Source organism: Streptomyces sp. NPDC012769 (assembly GCF_042901205.1).
In the GTDB taxonomy this organism is placed as follows: Bacteria; Actinomycetota; Actinomycetes; order Streptomycetales; family Streptomycetaceae; genus Streptomyces.
Map to the genome: position 1 here is coordinate 560,250 of NZ_JBIBCP010000002.1, position 23,531 is coordinate 583,780.

Genomic DNA, 23,531 nt, shown 5'->3' on the forward strand with positions numbered 1-23,531 from the left:
TCAGGAGCCTCCGTCGTGGGTGAGCAGGTGCAGCAGGGGGGCGTCGGGCAGGGCCTCGTCGCCCTCCCAGGCCCGGGCGAGCGTCCCGACCGCGGCGAGATCGCCGAACAGGACTCCGCCGACGAGCCGGTCGCCGCGGACGACGACCTTCCGGTACGCCCTCCGGGTCGCGTCCGTGAGCTGGACGACGTCGTCCCCCGGGGCGGCGGTGGTCTCCCCGAACACGGCGAGGTCGAGCGACTCGGTGCCGGCGAGGGTGAGACGGGTCAGGGCGCGGGTGCCGGTGTAGCGGGTTCCGGCCCCCGGCGTGGCCGGCACCCCCGGCGTGGCCAGGGCCCCCGGGGTGGTCAGCAGGTCCGCCAGGACGTCGGCCTGGTCCAGGGCCGGGCCCGCGAGCCCGTACACCCGGCCGTCGTGCTCCGCGCAGTCGCCGATCGCGTGGATGTACGGATCGGAGGTGCGCAGCTCGTCGTCCACCACCACGCCCGTGCGGACGTCGAGGCCGGCCTCGCGGGCCAGGGCCACGCGCGGGCGGACCCCGCAGGCGAGGACGACGACCTGGGCGTCGAGGACGAAGCCGTCGGCGAGTTCGACCGCGGTGACCGTGCCGCCCTGCTGCCGCAGCCCGCTCACCCGGCACTCGGTGTGCACCTCGACCCCGAGCGCCTCCATGTGGGTGCGCAGCAGGGCCGAGGAGTGCTCGTCGAGCTGGCGCTCCATCAGGCGCTCGCCCTGCTGGGTGAGCATCACCTCGGCGCCGAGGGCCGCGAGGGCCCGCGCCGCCGAGACCCCGAGCAGGCCGCCGCCGATGACGACCGCCCGCACCCCGGGACGTACCACCCCGCGCAGCGCGAGACAGTCGTCGAGGGTGCGGAACGGATGGACCCCGGAGGGCAGCTCCGCCCCGCGCAGTCCCCGCAGCGGGGGCAGCACGGGGGCCGACCCGGTCGCCAGGACCAGCCGGTCGTACGGCACCGACGTGCCGTCCGCGCACTCCACCGTGCGGGCCGCGCGGTCGATCCGCACCGCCCGCACGCCGAGCCGGGCCGGCTCCCGCGCCTCGGGCAGCGCGATCACCTCGGGGCCGTACCGCCCGGCGAGGACGTCCGCGAGCAGCAGCCTGTTGTAGGGCGCGTGCGGCTCCTCGCCGAGCAGGGTGACCGGCAGGCGCTGGGCGAGCCGGGCGCCCGCCGTTCCGCCGCCGACCACCACGATCCGTGTACTCATACCGGGAAGCGTGCGGGGCGGGTGTTTCCCGACGACATCCCGACTGTTTCCCGTACGGAACGCTGACCTCACCGCGGCCCGGGCGCACTGTGAGGGCAGGGCCACGTATACGTTCCGCCAGGGGCTCCGAGGTGTGGTCCGCCCGGACCTCAGAAGCAGCTCAAGACTCACGGGATCGATGGGTGGCACACCCATCGGCCGCCTAGGCTCCGGTCATGCCTGCTGACATCTCCCTGACCACCCTTGTCCTGCTCTGTCTCGCGGCGCTGATCGCCGGCTGGATCGACGCCGTGGTCGGGGGCGGCGGGCTGCTCCTGCTGCCCGCGCTGCTGCTCGGCCTGCCGCAGGTGCCGGCCGCCCAGATCCTCGGCACCAACAAGGCCGTGGCGATCGTCGGCACCTCCGGCGCCGCCGTCACCTACGTCCGCAAGGCGCCCGTCCGGGTGGGGACGGCGGTGCGGATCGGGCTCGCGGCCCTCGCCGGATCGATGGGCGGCGCCTTCTTCGCGGCCGGTATCAGCAGCGAGGTGCTGCGGCCGGTGATCATGGTGGTGCTGCTCGGCGTCGCCGCCTTCGTCATGTTCCGGCCGTCCTTCGGCACCCGTGCGGCGGGGGAGGAGCGGGCGCCGCTCACCCGGGCCCGGATCGTGACCGCGATCGTCGTGGTCGGCGGCGGCATCGGCTTCTACGACGGACTCTTCGGGCCCGGCACCGGCACCTTCCTGGTGCTCGCCCTGACGGCGGTCCTGCACCTGGACCTGGTGACGGCCTCCGCCACCGCCAAGATCGTCAACGTCTGCACCAACGCGGGCGCGCTCGCGATGTTCGCCCACCAGGGGAACGTGCTGTGGCAGCTCGCCGCGGTCATGGCCGTCTTCAACCTCGCCGGCGGCATGCTCGGCGCGCGGATGGCACTGCGCAAGGGCGCGGAGTTCGTGCGCGGAGTGCTGCTGGTGGTGGTCTTCTCGCTGGTCGCGAAGCTCGCCTTCGACCAGTGGGCGTAGCGGGGGGCGGGGTCGACGAGGGGCCGGCTCAGCGGACCCCGATCAGATGGCCGAACGCGACCACGTTCCCCTGGTAGCCGCCGGACTTCTTGGAGAAGTCGCCGCCGCAGGTGATCACCCGGATCTCGGCCCGGTCCGCCTCCCCGTACACCTTGGCGTCCGGGAACCGGTCCTTGTCGTAGACCTCGATCGCGTCGATCGTGAACACCGCGGTACGGCCGTCCCGCCGGTCCACCTCGATCCGGTGCCCCTTCTTCAGGGCGCCGAGCGCGTAGAAGACCGCGGGCCCCTTGGCGTTGTCGACGTGGCCGGCGACGATCGCGGTGCCCTCGGCGCCGGGCCGGGTGCCGTCCTCGTACCAGCCGGCCAGGTTGCGGTCGTCGGCCGGCGGCACGTCGAGGGTGCCGTCGGCGCCGAGGCCGAGGCCCATCAGGGGCGTGTCCACGTCGATCTCGGGGATGCGCAGCCGTACCGGCTCGGAGGGCGGGAGCGGGTCGGCGGCGGCGTCGGTGTGGACGCTCGGCCCGGCGGCGAAGGCCTGCGCGGCCGAGGGCACCGGCGGGGTGACCTCGCCCGAACCGTTCTGGATCATCCAGAGGCCGACACAGGCGGCCACGGCTATGCCCCAGCCCTTGCTCCTGTTGGTCATGCTGCTCTCCGGGTACGGGTGTGGCCCTGCCCCCGCCGGGCCGTCAGCGGGCGCGCGGCGGGGGCAGGACGATGGCGGTACGGTCAGCCGTCCTGCGCGCCGCTCGCCCGGCGGCGCAGGAGCCACATACCGCCGACGGCGGCCGCGGCCAGCACCGCCGCACCCGCCGCGATCTGGGCGTGGTCGGGGCCGACGCTGCCGCCGATCCCGGTGCGCACATGCCCGCTGGGGTTCTTGTGCTTGACGACGAGCTCGCCGCGGGCCGTGCGGCCGTTGTCGCAGGCGACGCTGATCCAGTACGTCCCGGCCTTGGCATGGTGCGGCACCGTGAACTGGCCGACCACGACCTCCTTGTGGGTGCTGGGGTTCAGCTGGAACTCGCCCGCGCCGAGCGAGTTCGCGTCGCCCACGCCGTGGCCGTGCTTGCCGCAGGCGAGGGTGTTCACGGTGACGGTGGTCCCCGGGTCGGCGGAGGAGGGGAAGACCTCCAGCGCCTCGGACTTGCCGTGGTTGCTGCTGCTGTTGTTGTGGCTGTTGCCACCGCCGTCGTTGTCGCCGGCGTACGCCAGGGGAGTGGCCAGGGCGCCGAGGGCGACGACCGTCAGCGCGGTACCGGTGAGCAGGGGGACAGGGGTGCGGCGCATGGGGGCCTCCGTGGCGCGCGGACGTCTTGCCGGAAAGGGGCTTCCGTAGGTCCGAGGTAAACGCCCGGGCGCGCACCGCGCCTGCTGATGTCCCATCAGAATTGCTCCGTCCGGTGCGGCGCGTCGCCTGGATAACGGACGTTTGTGCAGGTCGCAGCGGGTTTCTGGGCGTCAGCTGACGGCCCGTGCCGAACGGGTGACCGGTCGCCCGCCTGTGCGAACGGGTGCCCGGCTCACACGCCCTCCAGGGCGTCCCACGGCACCGCCTCATAGGCTCCGTACACCCGTGCCATCAGGTCCTCGTCCACCGTGAGCGCGGTGTCGTCGATCCGGGAGACCGGGGCGATGCCGCGCGAGTTCGTCACGAAGGCGGAGCGGAAGGAGGGGACGTCGGCCAGGGTCACCCGGCGGGTCACGGACGGCAGCCGGGGTGCCAGCAGGGACATGGTGACGCCCGCCAGGCACGGGGCCGACGGCCAGACGACCGAGGTGCCGTCCCAGAAGGCGATGTTGGTGACCGCGCCCTCGGCGATCTCGTCGTCCGGCCCGCCGGTGAGCAGGGCTTCGTCGAAGCCCGCCCGGCGGGCCGCGTCGCCGTGGAAGGTCTGCCCGAAGCCGCCCAGGTGCTTGAGGTGCGCGGCCGGCCGCCAGTACGCCACGGACTTCAGGGCCTGGGGCGTGCGGTCCACCGGGTACGGGGCCCGCACCGTCACGACCGTACGGGCGCCCTCGTACACGTACACCCGCGCGGAGGCGTCCCGCCGCCCCGCCGCCGCGAGCGCCCCGGCGAGCAGCGAGCGGACCCGTCCGCCGTCCAGGGCGCGGCCGAACAGCTCATGGGTGGCCCTCTCCAGCCGGTCGAGATGCAGCCCGAGCCCCCGCACGCGGCCGTCGCGCACCTGCATCGCCGTGAAGTGCCCGTAGCCGCTCATCAGGGTCGCCAGGAGCTCCGGGTCGGCGGCCGGCTCGCCGTCGACCTCGATGTGCAGCGGGGGCGGCGGGAGTTCCCCGGAGGGCGTCGTGGGCGGGGGCGTGGGCGGGGTCGTCGGAGGCGTCGTCATGGGGTCCACCGTATGCCGGGAAATCCGCGCTTGACCTCAACCAAGCTTGAGGTACCAGGATCCTCGGCATGGACATCACGAACTCCACCACCACGCCCCTGAACCTCGCCGTCATCGTCGCCAGCAACCGCGAAGGCCGCTTCGGCCCCGTCGTCGCCGACTGGTTCACCGCCCGCACCGGCGAGCGCGACGACTTCACCACCCAGGTCGTCGACCTCGCCGAGATCGACCTGCCCACCGCCCTCTCCCACCGCCCCGGCCCCGCCGTCCGCGCCGAACTCGACAAGGTCAGCCCGGTCCTCGCCGCCGCCGACGCCTTCGTCGTCCTCACCCCCGAGTACAACCACTCCTTCCCCGCCGCCCTCAAGTCCCTGATCGACTGGCACTTCACCGAGTGGCAGGCCAAGCCGGTCGGCTTCGTCTCCTACGGCGGCATCTCCGGCGGCCTGCGCGCGGTCGAACAACTCCGCCAGGTCTTCGCCGAGATGCACGCCGTCACCGTCCGCGACACCGTCTCCTTCCACCTGGCCCACGGCCGCTTCGACGAGGACGGCAACCCCAAGGACCCCACCGGCCCCGACACCGCCGCCAAGACCATGCTCGACCAGCTCGGCTGGTGGGCCCGCGCCCTGAAGGACGCCAAGTCCCTGCGCCCCTACGCCGGCTGACCGGAGGACACCGCCATGCTGCTCCGCCTCATCGCGGCGAGACTCGCCCCCCACCGGCCGTTACTCGCCCTCCTCGTCCTCCTCCAGCTCGTCCAGAGCCTCGCCTCCCTGACCCTGCCCGCCCTCAACGCCGGCGTCATCGACGAAGGCGTGCTGCGCGGAGACACCGGCCGCGTCCTGTCCGGCGGCGGCGCGATGCTCGCCGTCACCCTCCTCCAGGCAGCCGCCGCGGCCGCCGCCACCTACACCGGCGCCCGCATCGCCATGGGCATCGCCCGCGACCTGCGCTCCGAGGCCTTCCGCCGCGTCCAGGACTTCTCCGCCCGCGAGACCGGCCGCTTCGGCACCGCGTCCCTCATCACCCGCACCACCAACGACGTCCAGCAGATCCAGACCTTCACCGTCCTCGTCCTCACCATGCTGGTCGCCGCACCCCTGATGTGCCTGGGCGGCCTCGCCATGGCCGTCCGTCAGGACGTGCCGCTCTTCCTCGTCCTGCTGCTCTTCGTCCCCGTCATGACCGGCGCCGTCGGCGCGATCGTGCTGCGCATGCGGCCCCTCTTCCGCGGCATGCAGCAGCGCGTCGACCGGGTCAACCGGCTGCTGCGCGAACAGATCACCGGCATCCGGGTGGTCCGCGCCTTCGTCCGCGACCCGCACGAGCAGCGCCGCTTCGCCGGCGCCAACGACGAACTGCTCGCCGTCGGCCTGCGGGCCGGCCGCCTCCAGGCCGTCATGTTCCCGACCGTCCTCGTCGTCTGGGAGGCGACCACCGTCGGCATCCTCTGGGTCGGCGCCCACCGCCTCGACTCCGGTGCCCTCCAGGCCGGTTCGCTCGTCGCCTTCCTCGGCTACCTGCTCCAGATCGGCATGTCCGTGATGATGGTCCTCTTCCTCCTCATGCACATGCCCCGCGCCGAGGTCAGCGCCGAACGCGTCCGCGAGCTCCTCGACACCACCCCCTCCGTCACCCCGCCCACCACCCCGCTCGCCCCGGCCGCCGACCCCGGCCGGCTCGACCTCACCGGCGTCGGCTTCCGCTACCCGGGCGCCGAGGAACCCGTCCTCACGGACATCGCCCTCAGCGCCCGCCCCGGCCGCACCACCGCTGTCATCGGCTCCACCGGCAGCGGCAAGTCCACCCTCCTCGGCCTCGTGCCCCGCCTCCACGACACCACCGGCGGCCGGGTCACCCTCGGCGGCACCGACGTCCGCGACCTCGACCCGGCGCTGCTCGCCCGCACCGTCGGACTCGTCCCCCAGAAGCCGTACCTCTTCTCGGGGACGGTCGCGACCAACCTGCGGTACGGGAAGCCGGACGCCACCGACGAGGAGCTGTGGCACGCCCTGGAGGTCGCCCAGGCCGCCGACTTCGTCCGCGCCCTGCCCGAGGGCCTCGACGCCCCCGTCGCCCAGGGCGGCAGCAACCTCTCCGGCGGTCAGCGCCAGCGCCTGGCCATCGCCCGGGTCCTTGTCGCACGGCCCCGCGTCTACCTCTTCGACGACTCCTTCTCCGCCCTCGACAACGCCACCGACGCCCGGCTGCGGGCCGCGCTCGCCGAGGAGACCTCCGACGCGACCGTCGTCATCGTCGCCCAGCGGGTCTCCACCATCCGCGACGCCGACCGGATCGTCGTCCTCGACCGGGGCCGGGTCGTCGGCACCGGCCGCCACGAGGAACTCCTCGCGGACAACCCGACCTACCGGGAGATCGTCCTCTCCCAGCTCACCGAAGGGCCCGCAAGCGAGCCCGTCGACCGCGTCGCCGCCCCAGCCGTCGGCGAGCCCGCCGCCAGCCCCGCCGCCAGTCCCGCCGACCGGCTCACCGATCAGGAGGCCGTCGCATGAGCACCGCCACCGCCGTCCGGCCGCCGAAGCGGGACGAGGACCGCGCCCCCGCCCGGATCGGCCCCGCCGCCCCCCAGCGCGGCCCGGGTCTCGCCACCCCCGCCCTCGAACGCTCCCTCGACTTCCGCGCCTCCGGCCTGCGCCTGCTGCGCACCCTCACCCCCGACCGCCCGCTGCTCCTCGCCGTCCTCGCCACCGCGGCCCTCGCCGTCGGCCTCAACGTCCTCTCCCCGAAGATCCTCGGCCACGCCACCGACCTCGTCGTCTCCGGCGCCCGCACCCCCGCCGGCGTCGACTTCACCGCCGTCGGCCGGGCGCTCGCCGCCTCCGCCGCGGTGGTCGCCGCCGCCGCCGTCCTCATGTGGGTCCAGCAGCGGCTCGCCACCACCGTCGTCCAGCGGGCCGGCCACCGACTGCGCGCCCGCGCCCAGGCCAAGCTGTCCCGGCTGCCGCTCACCTACGTCGACCGCCAGTCCCGCGGCGAGCTCCTCTCCCGCACCACCAACGACATCGACAACGTCGTCCAGACCCTCCAGCAGGCCTTCAGCCAGATGATCCGGGCCCTGCTCACCCTGGTCGGCGTGCTCGCGATGATGTTCTGGATCTCGCCGACGCTCGCCCTGATCGTGCTCGGCACCGTGCCCGTCTCGGTCGGCGTCGCCGCGTACGTCGGCCGCCGCGCCCAGCCGCAGTTCGTCACCCAGTGGTCCGTCACCGGCCGCCTCAACGGCCACGTGGAGGAGATGATCACCGGCCATGCCGAGGTCGTCGCCTTCGGCCGCCGCGCCGAGGCCGTCCGCCGCTTCGACGAGCTCGGCCAGGAGCTCTACCGGGCGAGCTTCCGCGCCCAGTTCATCTCCGGGTTCATCCAGCCCGCCCTCACCCTCGTCGGCAACCTCACCTACGTGGTCGTCGCCGTCGCCGGCGGACTGCGGGTCGCGAGCGGCACCCTGACCGTCGGCGACGTGCAGGCCTTCATCCAGTACTCGTACGAGTTCAACGGCCCCGTCACCCAGGTCGCCGCCATGGCCAACCTGCTCCAGTCCGGCGTCGCGTCCGCCGAGCGGGTCTTCGCCCTCCTCGACGCGGAGGAGGAGACACCGGACCCGGACGCGCCCGAGCGCCCCGCACGCGTGTCGGGCCGGGGAAGCGGCCGGGTCTCCTTCGAGAAGGTCGCCTTCCGTTACGAGGCGGACAAGCCGTTGATCGAGGACCTGTCGCTGGCGGTGGAGCCGGGGCAGACGGTCGCGATCGTCGGGCCGACCGGGGCGGGCAAGACCACCCTGGTCAACCTGCTGATGCGGTTCTACGAGGTGACCGGGGGCCGGATCACCCTCGACGGGGTCGACATCGCGAACATGTCCCGCGCGGACCTGCGCTCCGGGATCGGCATGGTCCTGCAGGACACCTGGCTGTTCGGCGGCACCATCGCCGACAACATCGCCTACGGCGCCACCCGCGAGGTCACCCGCGCCGAAATCGAACAGGCCGCCAGGGCCGCACACGCCGACCGCTTCATCCGCACCCTCCCCGACGGCTACGACACCCTCCTCGACGAGGAAGGCGGCGGTCTCAGCGCCGGCGAACGCCAACTCCTCACCCTGGCCCGCGCCTTCCTCGCCGAGCCCGCCGTCCTCGTCCTCGACGAGGCGACCAGCTCCGTCGACACCCGCACCGAGGTCCTCGTCCAGAAGGCGATGGCCCGCCTCGCCCACGGCCGCACGAGCTTCGTCATCGCCCACCGGCTCTCCACCATCCGCGACGCCGACGTCATCCTGGTCATGGAGAACGGCTCCATCGTCGAACAGGGCACGCATGAGGAACTGTTGGCGTCCGGCGGGGCCTACGCCCGGTTGCACGCGGCGCAGTTCGCCCAAGGGGCGGCGCGGTGAGGGCAGTTGGCCTAGGGTGACCGGCGGGACCACAGCGAGAATGGGGGACCGCCGTGGCCGCCGTCCACGAGGAACAGATCCTCGCCCGATCCGTCGTCCGCCTACGCTCCCGCTCCGGCCAGGTCGTCGGGGCGGGATTCCTCGTCGACACCGACCTCGTGGCCACCTGCGCCCATGTCGTCGCCCGCGCGGCCGGCCGGGACGGCATCCCCGACGAACCGCCCGACGGCCCGGTCGACCTGGACCTGCCGTTGCTCGGCGGCGCGCGGGCCCGCGCGACCGTCGTCACCTGGCGCGCGGACGACATCGCCCTGCTGCGGCTCGAAAGCCCGCCGCCCGGCAGCCGCCCCGTGCCCCTGGCCGACGGCGACGGCGGCCACGTCTGGGACCACCGCTTCCGCGTCATCGGCTTCCCCGCCCACTCCGACGGCGGCGTGTGGGCGACCGGCACCCTGCGCGGCGGGCAGGGCGACGGCTGGGTCCAGATGGAGACCGACGTGCCCGGGCAGCGGATCGTCCCCGGCTTCAGCGGATCCCCCGTCTGGGACGAACGGCAGGGCGGCGTCGTCGGGATGACCGTCGCCGCCGACGGCGCCACCGACTCCACGACCGCCTATCTGATCCCGTCCGGCTCCCTCGCCGACGAGACCGTCCTGCCCGCCCCCTGCCCCTTCCAGGGCCTGGCCCCGTTCACCGAGGCCGACACCGCCCGCTTCCACGGCCGCGAGGACGAGACCGCCCGCCTGCTCGCCGCCGTCGCGCGCCACCCGCTCACCCTGGTCGTCGGCCCCTCCGGCTGCGGCAAGTCCTCCCTCGTCCGCGCCGGCCTGCTGCCCGCCCTGCGCGCCGAAGGCGCCGGCGTCTCCGAACTGCGCGCCGTCCCCGGCACGCCCCCCGCCCTCGCCCTGGCCCGCGCCCTCGTCCCCGTACTCGAACCGGAGGCCGGGGAGGTGGCGCGTCTCGCCGCGGCCGAGGAACTGGCCCGGCTCCTGGAGTCCCCGCACACCCCCGCCGCGCTGCGCGACCGGGTCCTCGACCGCTCCGGCCCCGGCGGACACGTCCTCTTCGTCGACCAGCTGGAGGAGTACGCGGGAGCCGATCCGGCCGCGGCCCGCACCCTGGCCGGCCTCCTGGTCGCCCTTCGCGGCGGGGCGTTACGGGTCGTGGCCACCGCCCGCCCCGAATCCCTGGACGCCCTCGTCACCCCCGAGGCCGCCGACGTCCTCAGCGACGCCACCCGCTATCTCGCCCCGCTCTCCGCCGAAGGGCTGCTCCGGGCCGTCACCGGCCCGGTCGCCGCCCTCCCCGGCCTGTGGTTCGAACCCGGCCTGCCCGAGCGGATCGTCGCCGACGCCGCCGGCGAACCCGGCCGCATGCCGCTCGTCGAGTTCGCCCTCACCCGCCTCTGGGAGCACCGCGAACGCGGCACCCTCACCCACGCCGCCTACGACGCCCTCGGCGGCGTTGCCGGCGCCCTCGTCGGCTACGCCGAGACCTGTGTCGAGGACCGGCTCCGCCCCGGCGAGGAGCCCCTCGCCAAGCGCCTGTTCGCCCAGCTCGCCCGCCCCGCCGACGACGGCCGCTTCACCCGCCGCCCCGCCCGCACCGCCGACCTCGACCCGGCCCTCGCCGACCTCGCCCGCCGGCTCGCCCCGACCAAGCTGCTGGTGCTGGGGAGTGTGGACGGCGAGGAGATCGTCGACCTCGCCCACGAGTCGCTGACCGAGCTGTGGCCCCGCCTCGGCCGCTGGCTCGCCGAGACCCGCGACTTCCGCGTCTGGCAGGAGCAGCTGCGGCGGGACCTGGCCCGCTGGGAGGAGCAGCACCGCGACCCGGACACCCTCCTGCGCGGCCCGGTCCTCGCCACGGCCTGCGACTGGCTGGCCCGGCGTCCCGAGGACCTCACCGACGCGGAACGCGCTTACATCCGCGCCGGCGACCGCCAGACCCGCCGCGGCACCCGCCGCCTGCGGATGACGGTCGCCGTCCTGACCCTCCTGGCCCTCCTCGCGGGGACCCTGTCGGTCGTCGCCTGGCGCAGCAACGACCGGGTCACGGAACAGCTCCGCCGCCAGGCCGCCCAGGTCCTCGCGGAGACCTCCCGGCGCCACGAGGCCAACCAGCCCGCGACCGCCCTCCAACTGGCGCTGGCCGCCCGCGCGACGGACCCCGCGCCCGAGACGTACGGGGCGCTGCTGCGGCAGTACGCGCGGGGCGGGCAGCTGACCGGCAGCCGGCCAGGGCTGTGGCCCGGCGCCTTCCAGGGCATGGACGTCACGCCCGACGGCCGGACGGCGGTGGTGCTGTCCCTCGACGAGGCCGGCAGGCGGAGGTTCTCCGTCGTCACGGGACTCGGCGACGACGCCCCGCGCTCCCGGCCGCTCACGCGCGTGCCGGCCGAGTCACTGAGGGGCGTCGAGCGCGACGGCGCGAGTGAACTCTCCCCGGACGGGCGGTTTTTCGCCCTCGCCGGGGTGGACGGTCGCGTATGGCTGTGGGACCTCACGGGCAAGGGCCCGGACGACTGGCCGCGCACGCTGCCGTCCGCCGACGCCCGGGGCCGGAAGGTCAACGGGGTCGACATGGACTTCAGCGGGGACGGCCGGAGACTGCTGCGGATCCTCAACTTTTACGACGGGTCGGGGTCCACCGGCCCACAGGACCGTCACTCGGTTCTCTCCGTCTGGGAGGTCGGCTCGGGGCGCAGGCTTCCTTCGGCGCCGTCCCTGATGCGGGGCGTCCCGGGGAGCGCCGCCTTCACCGCAGACCCCCACCTCGTCCTCTTCCCCGGCAGCGAGCCCGTGGTCCGCCACCTCGGGACCGGCCGCGACGTCCGTTCCTTCGACACGCACGGCGCCGGCGGGGTCATGGCGGCGGGCGGTGAACTGCTCGTCGTCGAGAGCCGGGACGCCGTCGGACGGTCCTCTCCCGCCCACGCCTTCCCGACGAGCGGGGCGCCCGGCCGCGAGGTGTCCCTTCCGGGTGCGGTCTCGTCCCTCCATGCCCCGGACCGAACCGGTGAGTTCGCCGTCGTCGTCCCGGCGGAGACGGCACGGACGTACTGGTACGACCTGCATCTGGTCCATCTGCGTACCGGCCGAGTCCATCGCACCCGCATCCCCGACACCGGGCTGCCGGCGGTCTCCGCCGCCGGCGATCTGGCCGATGTCATCACCGTCATGGCCGGCCCGGGAGGTGACCTGAAGGTACTCGTTCCCACCAGAGACGCCCTGGTGACCGCCCGTGCCGCCCCGATCGCGTCCATCCCGCCCATCGGCACGAACCGCGAGCTCGTCGACGGGGGCCTGTCCCCGGACGGCACCCGGCTCGCCCGCTCCGGGGAGGACTTCCTGGAGATCGTCCACACCACCACCGGCCGGGCTCAGCGGGTCCCCCAGCGCCCCGAGGGCTACGACCGACCCGTGTTCTGGACCGCCGACTCGCGCTGGGCCGTCGTCGCTCAGGCGGACGGCGGCCTGGCGGCCTTCTCCGCCGACGATCCCCGCCGCCGCGTGGACGTCGACATGGGTGTCTGGGGCCGGGAGAAGAGGTACCGGGGCGTGGAGGCGATCGAGCCGACCCGGGACAGCGAGCTCGCCGTCCTCACTTCGGACGGCAGGCTGATGCTCATCGACGCGGCGACGGGCCGCAGAATCGCCCTCACCGTCCAGGTGGAGCGGAAGACACCGGCCCAGCTGTCCGAATGGACCAGGCACAAGGGACAGCTGCGCGCCCGCCCCGGCCACCCCGACGAGGTCGCGGTCGTGACCACCACGATGCGGGAGACCGGCACGGTGGAGCTGTGGAACGTACGCAAGGGCAACCGACTGCGCACCCTCACCACCGGCACCCTGCCCTACGTCTTCGACCTGCTCCCCTCCCCCTACCTGCTCTTCGACCCCACCGGGCGCACCCTCCACACCTCCCACGACGACGGCTTCCTGCGCCGCTGGAACGTCGACCCGGGCACACCGGCCCGCCCGCCCCTCGCCCTGGGAGAGGGAAAGATCCGGCTCGTCGGCCTCGGACCGGACGACCTGCTCGTCACCGACGACCCCGTGATCCCGGGCGGCACCCGCTTCTGGGACCTGCGCACCGGCCGCCTCCTGACCGACCTGCCGCTGGCGGCGCCCCTCGGCGTCACGGTCCAGGGCCACCGTTTCCTCGCGGCCGGTGACGGCTGGTTCGTGGACCTGGACCTGCGCCCCGGGGAGATGACCAAAGCCCTCTGCGCGGGCGCGCTCGCCCGGGACTTCACCGCGGCCGAGCGTGACCTCCTGCCACCCGGAGCCCCGCGCACCCCGCCCTGCCGTACCGTGGGCAGATGATCCTCACCGTCCTCACCACCACCGACGCCCGCGCCAAGGCCGAGGCCCTGGCGCGCGGGGCCGTCGAGGCCAGGGTCGCCGCGTGCGCGCAGATCTCCGGACCGGTCACGTCCGTCTACCGCTGGCAGGGGGCGATCGAGACCGCCGAGGAGTGGCAGGTGGTGTTCAAGACCACCGAGGCCCGCCACCCGGCATTGGAGGCCCATCTCCTCGCCGCCCACGACTACGACACCCCGGAGATCGTCGCGACGCCGGCGGCGCGGGTGAGCGCGGACTACGCGGCCTGGATCGAGCGGGAGACCACGCCGGTCCCATGACGACGCCCCCCGAGCTGCCGTTCTTCGTGTACGGGACGCTGCGCCCCGGCGCGTACAACCACGACCGTCATTTCCTGGGCCGCACCGCCGCCGAGGAGGACGCCGTGCTGCCCGGGGCGGTCCTCCACGAGGGCCCCGGGTATCCGTACGTCGTCCGCGGCGAGGGCCGCGTCACCGGCGCCCTGCTGACGGCCGCCCCCTGCGCGTACGGCGGACTCCTCGACGTACTCGACCGGATGGAGCTGCCCGCCGGCTACGAGCGGACCGGCCTGGACGTGCTGCGGGTACGGGACGGGGTGACCGTGCGCGCCTGGGTGTACGTGGCGGCGCCGGGCGTGCGGCCCGGGCCGGTCATCGCGAGCGGCGACTGGTTCGACGTCAGCCGCGTTCCAGACGCACCGCGCACACCTTGAACTCCGGCATCCGGGAGACCGGGTCCAGCGCCGGGTTGGTCAGCGTGTTGGCCCGGCCCTCGCCCGGCCAGTGGAAGGGCATGAAGACCGTGTCCGGGCGGATCGCGGCCGTGATCCGGGCGGGCGCCACCGCCTTGCCCCGCCGCGAGACGACGGCGACCGGCTGACCCTCCTCGACCCCGACCCGCTCGGCGAGACGGGGGTGGAGCTCCACGAACGGGCCGGGCGCGGCCGCGTTCAGCTCGTCGACCCGCCGGGTCTGGGCGCCCGACTGGTACTGCGCGACCACGCGGCCCGTCGTGAGGACCACCGGATACTCGGCGTCCGTCTCCTCCGCGGCCGCCCGGTGCACCACGGGCACGAACCGGGCCCGCCCGTCGGCGGTCGCGAAGCGGTCCAGGAAGAGGCGCGGGGTGCCGGTGTGCTCCGGCTCGCCCGGCCCGGTCTCGGGGCAGGGCCAGAACACGCCCTGCTCCTGTTCGATCCGGCGGTAGCTGATCCCCGCGTAGTCCGCGGGGCCGCCGGCCGAGGCGCGCCGCAGCTCCTCGAAGACCTCCTCCGGGTCGGTCGGGAAGCCCTTCTCCCAGTCGAGCAGCGCCGCGAGCCCGTGCAGCACCTCCAGGTCGCTGCGGACCCCCGGCGGCGGGGTCAGCGCCCGGCGGCGCAGCAGCACCCTGCCCTCCAGGTTGGTGGTGGTGCCGGTCTCCTCCGCCCACTGGGTCACCGGCAGCACCACGTCGGCGAGTTCGGCGGTCTCGGAGAGCACGACGTCGGCGACGGCGAGGAAGTCCAGGGAGCGGATCCGCTCCTCGATGTGCGCCGCGCGGGGGGCGGAGACGACCGGGTTGGAGCCCATGAGCAGCAGCGCCTTCACCTCGCCGCCGAGGGCGTCGAGGAGTTCGTACGCGCTGCGCCCCGGCCCCGGCAGCGACTCGGGGGCGACGCCCCACACCCCGGCGACGTGCGCGCGGGCGGCCGGGTCGTCGAGCTTGCGGTAGCCGGGCAGCTGGTCGGCCTTCTGGCCGTGCTCGCGGCCGCCCTGCCCGTTGCCCTGGCCGGTGAGGCAGCCGTAGCCGCTGTGGGGGCGGCCGGCCCGGCCGGTGGCCAGGCACAGGTTGATCCAGGCGCCGACGGTGTCGGTGCCCTTGGACTGCTGCTCGGGGCCGCGCGCGGTGAGCACCATGCCGCCGTCGGCCTCGCAGAACATCCGTACCGCCTCGCGCAGCAGCGGCACGGCGACCCCGGTGATCCGCTCCACGTGCTCGGGCCAGTGGGACATCGCACCGGCGCGGGCGGCCGCCCAGCCGTCGGTGCGCTCGGCGACGAACTCCTCGTCGACCCGGCCCTCGGCGACCACGAGGTGCAGCATGCCGAGGGCGAGCGCCAGGTCCGTGCCGGGGCGGGGGGCGAGGTGGAGATCGGCCTGCTCGGCGGTGCGGGTGCGCCGCGGGTCGACGACGATCAGCTTGCCGCCGTTCTCCTTCAGCTCGGTGAGGTAGCGCAGCGCGGGCGGCATGGTCTCGGCGAGGTTGGAGCCGACGAGGATCACGCAGCCGGTCTTCGGGATGTCCTCCAGCGGGAAGGGCAGACCGCGGTCGAGGCCGAAGGCGCGCTGGTGGGCGGCCGCGGCCGAGGACATGCAGAAGCGGCCGTTGTAGTCGATCTGCGAGGTGCCGAGGACCAGCCGGGCGAACTTGCCCAGCGTGTACGCCTTCTCGTTGGTGAGGCCGCCGCCGCCGAAGACCCCCACGGCATCGGCTCCGTGGTCGGCGCGGGTCCGGCGCAGCCCGTCGGCGACGGCGGCGAGTGCCTCCTCCCAGGTGGCGGGCTTCAGCGCCCCCGTGTCAGGGCAGCGGACCAGGGGCTCGGTGAGCCGGACCCGGGAGGAGAGCACGGCCGGGGCGGTGCGGCCCTTGCCGCACAGCGCGCCCCGGTTGACGGGGAAGTCAGGACGGTCGACCACCTCGACGGGCAGCTCCGGCGCGGGACCGGTGGCGGGACGCAGGTTCATCCCGCACTGGAGGGCGCAGTAGGGGCAGTGCGTGGGAACGGTGGTGACCTCTGACATGACCCGAGGATGCGACGGCCGTGTTACGGGCGGGGTCGCGCCGCATTACGGGCAGGGTGCCATGAGCTCAGGTCAGGGGGCTTCGGAGGGTGAGGGGCCAGGTGGTTGGGGGGCAGCGGCCCGTACGGGCGGGTTCGGGGGCCTGTACGGGGGGTTCGGGGGCCTGTACGGGGGGTTCGGCGGCCTGTACGGGCGGGTTCAGCGGCCCGGGCCGGACGCGGCGAGGGCCTTCGCCACGCCGTCCTCGCGCGCGCCGAGGAACCGAGGGTCGGGCCGCAGGGCCGAGTCCAGGGCGGCCTTTCCGGCGGCGGCGATCTCACGGGTGGTGCCGTAGTACCAGGTGGAGTCGTGCGGTTCGCCGACACCGACGCCGTACGACTCCACCCCGGCCGCCCCGCAGAGGGTGACGGCCCGCTCGATGTGGAAGTCCTGGGTGACCAGGACGGCCCGGTCCACGCCGAAGATCTTCTTGGCGCGGACGCAGGAGTCCCAGGTGTCGAAGCCCGCGTAGTCGCTGACGACCCGGTCTTCCGGCACCCCGCGGTCGGCGAGGTAGCGGCGCATGGCACTGGGCTCGTCGTACGCGGTGCGGCTGTTGTCGCCGGTGACGAGGAGGACCTTCACCTTGCCGGTGCGGTAGAGCTCGGCGGCGGTGTCGAGGCGGTGCGCCAGGTAGGGGGTGGGGCGCCCCTTCCACAGCCCGGCACCGAAGACGACGGCGACGTCCTGGGCGGGCACGTCGGCGGTGGTGCGCAGCCGGTCCTGGGCGCTGACGTGCATCCAGGTGACCGGCGTGAGCGCGAGGACGGTGCCGAGCATGAGGGCCTGGACGGCGCGGCGGCGGGCCCGGACGGTCCGGGGGAGCCGGGGACGCCACCGGGTGAGCCGTGCCGTCATGCGGGAACCTCCGTGGGGTGGTGGAGCGGTGTCACACCGTCCGACGCGCGTCGGACGCGTTCGGTTCGTCGCTCGCCCGTTCTGTTCCGTACAGCACACCGGCCAGACCCATCCCGAGCAGCATGCCGAGCAGTTGGGCGGCGGCGAAGGAGGGAACGGAGCCGGGGGCGATGCCGGTGAAGGAGTCGGTGAAGGCGCGTCCGACGGTGGCGGCCGGGTTGGCGAAGGAGCCGGAGGAGGTGAACCAGATCGCCGCGCCGATGTAGCCGGCGACGGCGACCGGGGCGAGCGAGAGGCGCCCGATCCGGCGCAGGCCCTGGACGACGAGGACGAGCCCGGCGGTGGCGACGGCCTCGCCGAGCAGGAGGTGGGGATCCGCGCGCTGTTCGGTGGCGAGCGCGGCGCCGGGGGCGCGGCCGAACATCGCCTCGGCGAGCAGGGCGCCCGCGACGGCGCCGGCGAGCTGGGCGCCGATGTAGGCGAGGGCGTCGCGGCCGCCGCCCTCGGGCCGCCTCGACCACCACTCGGAGAGGGTGACGACGGGGTTGAAGTGGGCGCCGGAGAGCGGGCCGATCAGGGCGATGAGCAGGCCGAGGCCGATCGCGGAGGCGAGGGCGTTGGCGAGCAGCCGGACGCCGATGTCCTGGCTGAGGGCGTCGGCGCGGATGCCGGATCCGACGATGACGGCGACGAGGGCGGCGGTGCCGGTGAACTCGGCGAGGGCACGTCGGGGGAGCGACGCGGGGGACATTCTCATAATGGAAAAGATATTCCGTGATTCGGAACGAAAAAAGAGGGGAGGGAAGGGGTGGGACATCCGTACGATCCGCTGGTGATCACTGATGCCGCCCTGCTCCGGGACGCCGCCGTCCGCAACAACGCCGACTGGTGCGAGACCATGTGCCGCGCCCACGGCCTGCCCGGCGCCTTCGGACCCCGGGCCTGGACCAATCCGCGCCGCACCCCGCTCTACTACCCGGACGCCGTGACCCTGTCCGAGGACGCCGGGGCGGCGGACGTCCTGGCCGGCATCGACCGCGCCGCCCCCGGCGCCTCCGTCAAGGACAGCCACGCCCGCCTCGACCTCGCCGCCGAGGGCTTCCGGCTGCTCTTCGAGGCCCGGTGGATCGCCCGCCCCGCCGGCCTGCCGACCCCGCCGATCACCGCCGGCTGGCGCCCCGTGCGCACCCCGGAGGCCCTCGCCGCCTGGGCCCTCGCCTGGAGCGGCGGCGACGCCGACGAGGCGGCCCTCTTCCGCCCCGAGCTCCTCGACGACCCCGCCACCACGATCGTCGCGGGCCACGCCCCCGACGGCCGGATCCTCGCCGGCGCCGTCCTCACCGACAGCGCCGGTGTCACCGGCGTTTCCAACCTCTTCACCACCCCCGGCATCCCCCTCTCCCACGCCTGGGCCGGCGCCCTCACCACCGCCGCCCCCGACCGTCCGGTCGTCGGCTACGAGTCGGGCGACGAACTCGACGCGGCCCTGGCGGAGGGCTTCGAGACGGTGGGTCCACTGCGGGTGTGGCTGGACGCGTAGGGGGCAGGGCGCCGGGGCCGTGAGCCCGGAGCCGGGGCGCGGCCCCGGCTCCGGGCGGACGGTGAGGCCGGCGGCAAACGCCCGTGACCCGCGCGAAACGGCCAGGCAACGTGCCCCCGGCAGGATCGGCGCATGACGACGCAGGAGCCGGACCCCATGTGCGACAGCAGCGCCGCCGACCTGCTCGGCAGGATCGGGATCCGCGCCGGTGAACGGCTGCGCGTGCTGCATCCGCCGGCCGTGGCCGGCGCGAAGAAGGACGACAGCACCCTCACGCCGGCCGGGAAGAACACACCGATGAACCACCTGGTCCCCCACGGAGCCCCCGCCCCCACCCTCATAGCCGTCGGTCACGGCAGCCGCGACCCCCGGGCCGCCGCCACCCTGCTCGGCCTCCTCGACCGGGTGCGGGAGCTTCGGCCCGGGCTCGACGTACGGCTCGCGCACATCGAGTTGAACGCGCCGCTGCTCACCGACACCCTCGCGGAGATCGCCGACCTCGCCGCCCGGGACGCCGGCAGCGCCGTCCTCGTACCGCTGCTGTTCGCCCGCGGCTATCACGTCAAGCACGACCTGCCCGCCGCGACCGCCGCCGCCCCCGCCGTACGGGCTCGGATCGCCGAACCCCTCGGCCCGCACCCGCTGCTCGTCGAGGCCCTCGCCGACCGGCTCGCCGAAGCCGGCTGGGCCCCCGAGGACGGCACCTCGGCCGCCACCGGCGTCGTCCTCGCCGCCGCCGGATCCCGCGACCCCGAGTCCGGCGCGGACATCCGCCGGATCGCGGCAGGGCTCCGAGAACGGCTCGGCGGCGTGCCCGTCGTCCCCGCCTACGCCTCCGCCGCCGCCCCCACCGTTCCCGAGGCCGTCCGCGCCCTCGCGGCCCGCGGCCGCCACCGCGTCGCCGTGGCCTCCTGCTTCACCGCCCCCGGCCTCTTCGCCACCCGCGCCGCCGCCCACGCGCCCTGGATCGCCTCCGACCCCCTCGGTGCCCACCCGGCCCTCGCCCGGCTGATCCTCCACCGCTACGACCAGGCCCTGACCCGCACCGCCGCCCCGGCCAGGGAGCTCGCCACCAGCCGGTGAGCCCCGCCACGTCTGTCCGAAACCCCCCGCCCGGCCGCCAACGCCTGACTATCGTCGGCCCGTTGGGCCCCATGGGGCAGTCGGGACAGGAGGTGGTGGTCATGCGCGGTGCCGTCCGCGGCGCGTCGCTCGCCGGAACCGCGGCCGCCGTGGCCGTACTGGCCTCGCTCGCGGCCAACGCCGCCACCTCCGACGACCGCTGGCCCGGCGCGCTCGACCGGATCCGCCAGCAGCCGTGGTGGTGGGTCGCCGGACTCGCCGCCGTCGGCATCCTCGTCGCCGTCGTCCTCGCCTGGCGCCAGGAACGCGGCGCCGCCGTGGCCGGCGACCCGCCCCCGCCCGCCCCCCACGCCGTCCCGGACTGGGTGGTCGACCGCGGCGAACGGGCCCGTACGGTCAAGGCGGTGTGCCGCACCGGGCGCCGGGGCCGCGGCCGCGACGGCCGTACGGTGGCCATCACCACGTCTCTGGAGGGAGCCGGCGGCTTCGGCAAGACCGTCCTCGCCCGCGCCGTCGCGGCGAGTCCCCGCGTCCGCAGGCACTTCCGCGGCCGGATCTACACCGTCACCATCGGCCGGGACGTCCGCGGCCGCGCCGCCGTCGCCGCGAAGGTCGCCGAGGCCACCCGCTTCATCACCAACGACACCACCGCCTTCGACGACCCCGCCCTCGCCGGCGACCACCTCGGCCGGCTCCTCGACCGCCGCCCCCGCAGCCTGCTCCTGCTCGACGACGTCTGGGACGCCGAGCAGCTCGAACCGTTCCTGCGCGGCGGCGACCGGTGCGTACGGCTCGTCACCACCCGCGTTCCCGGCGCCCTGCCGCGTGGCACCGAACGCGTCCGCGTCGACGAGATGTCACCCGACCAGGCCCGCGCCGTCCTCGCCTGGGAACTGCCCAGGCTCCCCGAGACCCTCGTCCGGGACCTCCTGGAGGCCACCGGACGCTGGGCCCTCCTGCTCCGCCTCACCAACCGGCTGATCACCCGCCGGATCGCCACCGGCACCGCCCCGGCCGACGCGGCGGCCGAGGCCCTGCGCGGTCTCGTCGCGAACGGCCCCGCCGCGGTCGACTCCGACCCGGCCACGCTCGACCTGGACGACCCGGTCCGCCGCGCCCAGGCCGTACGCGCCACGGTCGAGGCCGCCCGCACCCTGCTCCCGCCCGGCGGCGACCGGCGCCTCGCGGAGCTCGCCGTCTTCGCCGAGGACGAGTCGATTCCCGTACCCCTGATCGCCCGCCTGTGGGAGGCCACCGGCGGCCTGACCGAGCAAGCGACGCGCTCCCTGTGCGGCGAGCTCGACCGGCTGTCCCTGGTGTCGCTCACGCCCGACAACGGCGGCCGGATCACGATGCACGACGTGCTCCGCGACTATCTGCTCAAGGAGTTGGGCGAGGCGGACGTGAGGGCGCTGCACGGCACCGTCGCCGACGCGGCGGGCGCCACTCCCTGGGAGCCGCCGGAGGACTCGCGCGGCTACCTCCTCGATCACGCGATCGAGCACCTGCTCGCCGCCGGGCGGACCGTCGAGCCCGAGCACGTCGCGAGCGACCTGCGCTGGATCGAGACCCGGCTGCACCAGCGCGGCCCCATGGCGGCCTGGGCGGATCTGTCCGAGGTCCCCACCCCCATGGCGGCCCGGCTCGCCGACGACCTCACCCGCACCGCCCACCTCCTCACCCCCACCGACCCGCCGGAACTCCTGACGAACGTCCTGCACAGCCGCCTGGAGTCGCTGCCGCTCTGGCGCGACCGGGTCCTCCACCGGCTGGTCGCGCCCGAGATCGCGTCCCGCCCCCTGCTGCGCAACCGACGCACCCCACCGGACCTCCCCGAACCGGCCCTGCTGCGCACCTTCCTCGGCCACACCGGCCCGGTCCGGTCCGTGGCCGTGGTGCCCGACGCGGAGACGGGCCGCCCGTTCCTCGTGATCATCGGCGCCGACGGCATGGCCCGCGGGCTCGATCCGGACAGCGGCGGCGAGTTCGCCGTGGACGTCCGGGGCCCCGGACGCTTCCAGGCCCTCGCCGTCGCTCCGGACGGCACCTGGCTCGCGACCGGCGGGTCCGGCCGCAACGTCCACCTGTGGACCCCCGACCGGGCCACCCCCTCGACGCGGATCCTCGGCCCGGTCGGGGAGCGCGGCGCGTCACTGCGCGACCTGTCGATCTCCCCCTCGGGGGCTCGGATGGCCACGCTCGCCACGGACAGCACACTCGAGGTCTGGGACGTCAGGACCGGGGCGTGCCTGTTCGGAGCCCTCCCGCGCGGGGCCGAACGGATCGGCCCCCGTCCGCTGAGGGCCGACAGGTTCACCTGTGTGGCGTTCTCGCCCGGCGGCTCATGGCTGGCAGTCGGCGGCAACCGAGGAATCGAGCTGATGTCCCCCGACCTGGCCACTCGGCTGGAGACGCGCGGGGACGGGGCCCACGATGCCGTCGACGCGCTGGCCGTCGCCCCGGACGGCAGCTGGCTGGTCTCCGGCGAGCGGGGCGGTGACGTGCGGGTGTGGGACGAGGCGACGCTCAAGAGCGTCTGGTCGGCCAGGGCGCACGACGGCGGCGTCACCGCGGTGGCGGTCTCCGCGGACGGACGCTGGGCGGCCAGCGGTGGCCGGAAGGGGACCGTCGCGGTCTGGGACGGGCGGACCGGAGAATGCCGCATCCACTGTGCCGGCCACCGAGGGCCGGTCCACGCCGTCGCGTTCACCCCGGACGGCGATCGGCTGATCAGCACGGGGGCGGACGGAACCATACGGGTCTGGGACGCGACCGGAGCCTCACGTTCGCGGCGCCCGGACGCCGGCGAGGGGATGCGCACGGTCACGGTCGTGGACGGCGGGACGCGGCTGGCCGTCGGGCACGCCGACGGCAGAACGCGCCTGCGCGACCTCCGGACGGCCGACGAGGAGGGGACGCCGCTGCGCGCGGATTTCGAGCGGCAGGGAGTTCCGCCGGCCTTCGCCCCGGACGCCGACTGGTACGCCGCCGCCGGCGCCCCGGCCTTTTCGGTCGAGCTCCGCGACCTGGGATCGGGGGCGATTTCGGCCACGCTCGAGCTCGGCGGCACCGCCAAGGTCGAGGCCATGGCGGTCGCGCCCGCCGCCGACTGGCTCGCCGTCGCCGACTCCACGGGCGCGGTGCAGCTGTGGGACCGTGCCACGAGCACGCGGACCGCCTCCCTGCCGGGCGGCGAAGGCCGCGCGGACACCGTGGCGATCGCACCCGACGGGTCCTGGGTCGCCGTGCTGCGACAGCGCCCCCTGCCCCGGCGCGAGGAGGCGCGGCGCGTGCTGCGGAGCTGGCTCGCCGTGCTGCGGCACGGGCGGCTGCCCACCCGCGAGGCGCGCTCCCTGATACGGGTCTGGCTCGACGCGCTGCGGCGGGAGGAGTGGCCGGCCCGCGAGGAGGACTCCCGGGTGCAGGTGTTCCCGCTCGCGCCCGGGCGAGGCGCCGCGGACCCTCACGGCCCCGTCCACCTCGACGTCCACCGGAGCGAGAAGCTCACCGCCCTCGCCGCCACCCCCGACGGCACCCGCCTCCTCACCGCCTCCTCCACCGGCACCGTGACCCTCTGGGACCCCCGCACCGGCACCCCGCGCTCCTCCTTCACCGACCCCGACGGCCCCGTGAACGGCCTCTCCGTCTCCCCCGACGGGAAGTGGATCGCCACCGCCGGCGCCATGCTCCGCGTCTGGGACGCCGCCACCGGCCGTACCGTCGCCGGCGTCCGCGCCGAGACGCCGCTGAGCTCCTGCGCCTGGCTGCCCGACGGCGGCGAACTCGTCGCCGTCGGTGAACGGGGCCTGTACTCCTACGAGTTCCGGCCCTGATCCCGGATCCCCCACGCGTCCCGGTCCCGTTTGTCCGTCCCGCCCGTTACCTTCGGTGC

16 protein-coding genes and 1 pseudogene are annotated in these 23,531 nt (G+C 74.8%); 10 read left to right on the forward strand and 7 right to left on the reverse strand.

From position 1 onward, the window contains the following. Window positions 1-1,227, reverse strand: coding sequence for an NAD(P)/FAD-dependent oxidoreductase (locus tag ACFY7C_RS11360; protein WP_389647345.1), 1,227 nt, complete (start codon window positions 1,225-1,227; stop codon window positions 1-3). Between the two features lie 215 nt (window positions 1,228-1,442). On the opposite strand from ACFY7C_RS11360, the gene ACFY7C_RS11365 reads away from it, so the two are divergent. Continuing rightward, complete coding sequence (locus tag ACFY7C_RS11365; protein ID WP_389647347.1) at window positions 1,443-2,231, forward strand: sulfite exporter TauE/SafE family protein; 789 nt, start codon at window positions 1,443-1,445, stop codon at window positions 2,229-2,231. 28 nt (window positions 2,232-2,259) lie between these two features. On the opposite strand, the gene ACFY7C_RS11370 is transcribed toward ACFY7C_RS11365, so the two are convergent. The 3 genes from ACFY7C_RS11370 to ACFY7C_RS11380 all read right to left on the reverse strand — a co-directional run bounded on the left by ACFY7C_RS11370 (window position 2,260) and on the right by ACFY7C_RS11380 (window position 4,585). Further along, window positions 2,260-2,880, reverse strand: a complete 621-nt coding sequence (locus ACFY7C_RS11370; protein ID WP_389647350.1) for a class F sortase — start codon at window positions 2,878-2,880, stop codon at window positions 2,260-2,262. Between the two features lie 83 nt (window positions 2,881-2,963). Then, window positions 2,964-3,524 carry a hypothetical protein gene (locus ACFY7C_RS11375; RefSeq protein ID WP_389647352.1) on the reverse strand — a complete coding sequence of 187 codons (561 nt, stop codon included), beginning with the start codon at window positions 3,522-3,524 and terminating at the stop codon, window positions 2,964-2,966. Window positions 3,525-3,757: 233 nt separating this feature from the next. Further along, a complete protein-coding gene (locus ACFY7C_RS11380) occupies window positions 3,758-4,585 on the reverse strand; it encodes an aminotransferase class IV (RefSeq protein ID WP_389647355.1) in 828 nt (275 codons plus the stop codon). Between the two features lie 68 nt (window positions 4,586-4,653). On the opposite strand from ACFY7C_RS11380, the gene ACFY7C_RS11385 reads away from it, so the two are divergent. The 6 genes and pseudogenes from ACFY7C_RS11385 (at window position 4,654) to ACFY7C_RS11410 (ending at window position 14,051) form a co-directional block, all read left to right on the forward strand. Continuing rightward, on the forward strand, window positions 4,654-5,253 hold the full coding sequence (locus tag ACFY7C_RS11385) for an NADPH-dependent FMN reductase (protein WP_389647358.1): 600 nt from the start codon (window positions 4,654-4,656) through the stop codon (window positions 5,251-5,253). Window positions 5,254-5,268: 15 nt separating this feature from the next. After that, window positions 5,269-6,999, forward strand: a pseudogene (locus ACFY7C_RS11390) (ABC transporter ATP-binding protein); the annotation flags it as partial. Window positions 7,000-7,097: 98 nt separating this feature from the next. Next, window positions 7,098-8,993 carry an ABC transporter ATP-binding protein gene (locus tag ACFY7C_RS11395; protein ID WP_389647361.1) on the forward strand — a complete coding sequence of 632 codons (1,896 nt, stop codon included), beginning with the start codon at window positions 7,098-7,100 and terminating at the stop codon, window positions 8,991-8,993. Window positions 8,994-9,046: 53 nt separating this feature from the next. Further along, window positions 9,047-13,321: a trypsin-like peptidase domain-containing protein gene (locus tag ACFY7C_RS11400; RefSeq protein ID WP_389647364.1), complete on the forward strand. Its 4,275-nt coding sequence runs from the start codon at window positions 9,047-9,049 to the stop codon at window positions 13,319-13,321. Beyond that, window positions 13,318-13,638, forward strand: a complete 321-nt coding sequence (gene cutA / locus ACFY7C_RS11405; RefSeq protein WP_389647367.1) for a divalent-cation tolerance protein CutA — start codon at window positions 13,318-13,320, stop codon at window positions 13,636-13,638. The genes ACFY7C_RS11400 and cutA overlap by 4 nt, the downstream gene beginning before the upstream one ends. Beyond that, the gene (locus ACFY7C_RS11410) at window positions 13,635-14,051 is read left to right on the forward strand and encodes a gamma-glutamylcyclotransferase family protein (RefSeq protein ID WP_389647370.1); all 417 of its coding nucleotides are present in this window, start codon (window positions 13,635-13,637) and stop codon (window positions 14,049-14,051) included. The genes cutA and ACFY7C_RS11410 overlap by 4 nt, the downstream gene beginning before the upstream one ends. Here ACFY7C_RS11410 and ACFY7C_RS11415 read toward each other — a convergent pair. The 3 genes from ACFY7C_RS11415 to ACFY7C_RS11425 form a co-directional block, all read right to left on the reverse strand. Continuing rightward, entirely contained in the window at window positions 14,017-16,119 is a 2,103-nt protein-coding gene (locus ACFY7C_RS11415; RefSeq protein ID WP_389647373.1) for a molybdopterin oxidoreductase family protein, read from the reverse strand. The two genes, ACFY7C_RS11410 and ACFY7C_RS11415, sit on opposite strands and share 35 nt — an antisense overlap. Window positions 16,120-16,317: 198 nt before the next feature. Beyond that, the gene (locus tag ACFY7C_RS11420; RefSeq protein WP_389647377.1) at window positions 16,318-17,016 is read right to left on the reverse strand and encodes a vancomycin high temperature exclusion protein; all 699 of its coding nucleotides are present in this window, start codon (window positions 17,014-17,016) and stop codon (window positions 16,318-16,320) included. A gap of 31 nt (window positions 17,017-17,047) precedes the next feature. Further along, on the reverse strand, window positions 17,048-17,773 hold the full coding sequence (locus ACFY7C_RS11425; protein ID WP_389647380.1) for an aquaporin: 726 nt from the start codon (window positions 17,771-17,773) through the stop codon (window positions 17,048-17,050). Window positions 17,774-17,848: 75 nt separating this feature from the next. Between ACFY7C_RS11425 and ACFY7C_RS11430 the strand changes: the two genes are divergently transcribed. The 3 genes from ACFY7C_RS11430 (at window position 17,849) to ACFY7C_RS11440 (ending at window position 23,472) form a co-directional block, all read left to right on the forward strand. Continuing rightward, window positions 17,849-18,556 (forward strand): hypothetical protein, encoded by a 708-nt coding sequence (locus ACFY7C_RS11430; protein ID WP_389647383.1) that lies wholly within the window; start codon window positions 17,849-17,851, stop codon window positions 18,554-18,556. Window positions 18,557-18,688: 132 nt separating this feature from the next. Next, the gene (locus ACFY7C_RS11435) at window positions 18,689-19,639 is read left to right on the forward strand and encodes a sirohydrochlorin chelatase (RefSeq protein ID WP_389647386.1); all 951 of its coding nucleotides are present in this window, start codon (window positions 18,689-18,691) and stop codon (window positions 19,637-19,639) included. 101 nt (window positions 19,640-19,740) lie between these two features. Then, a complete protein-coding gene (locus ACFY7C_RS11440; protein ID WP_389647389.1) occupies window positions 19,741-23,472 on the forward strand; it encodes an NB-ARC domain-containing protein in 3,732 nt (1,243 codons plus the stop codon). Window positions 23,473-23,531: the final 59 nt, after the last annotated feature.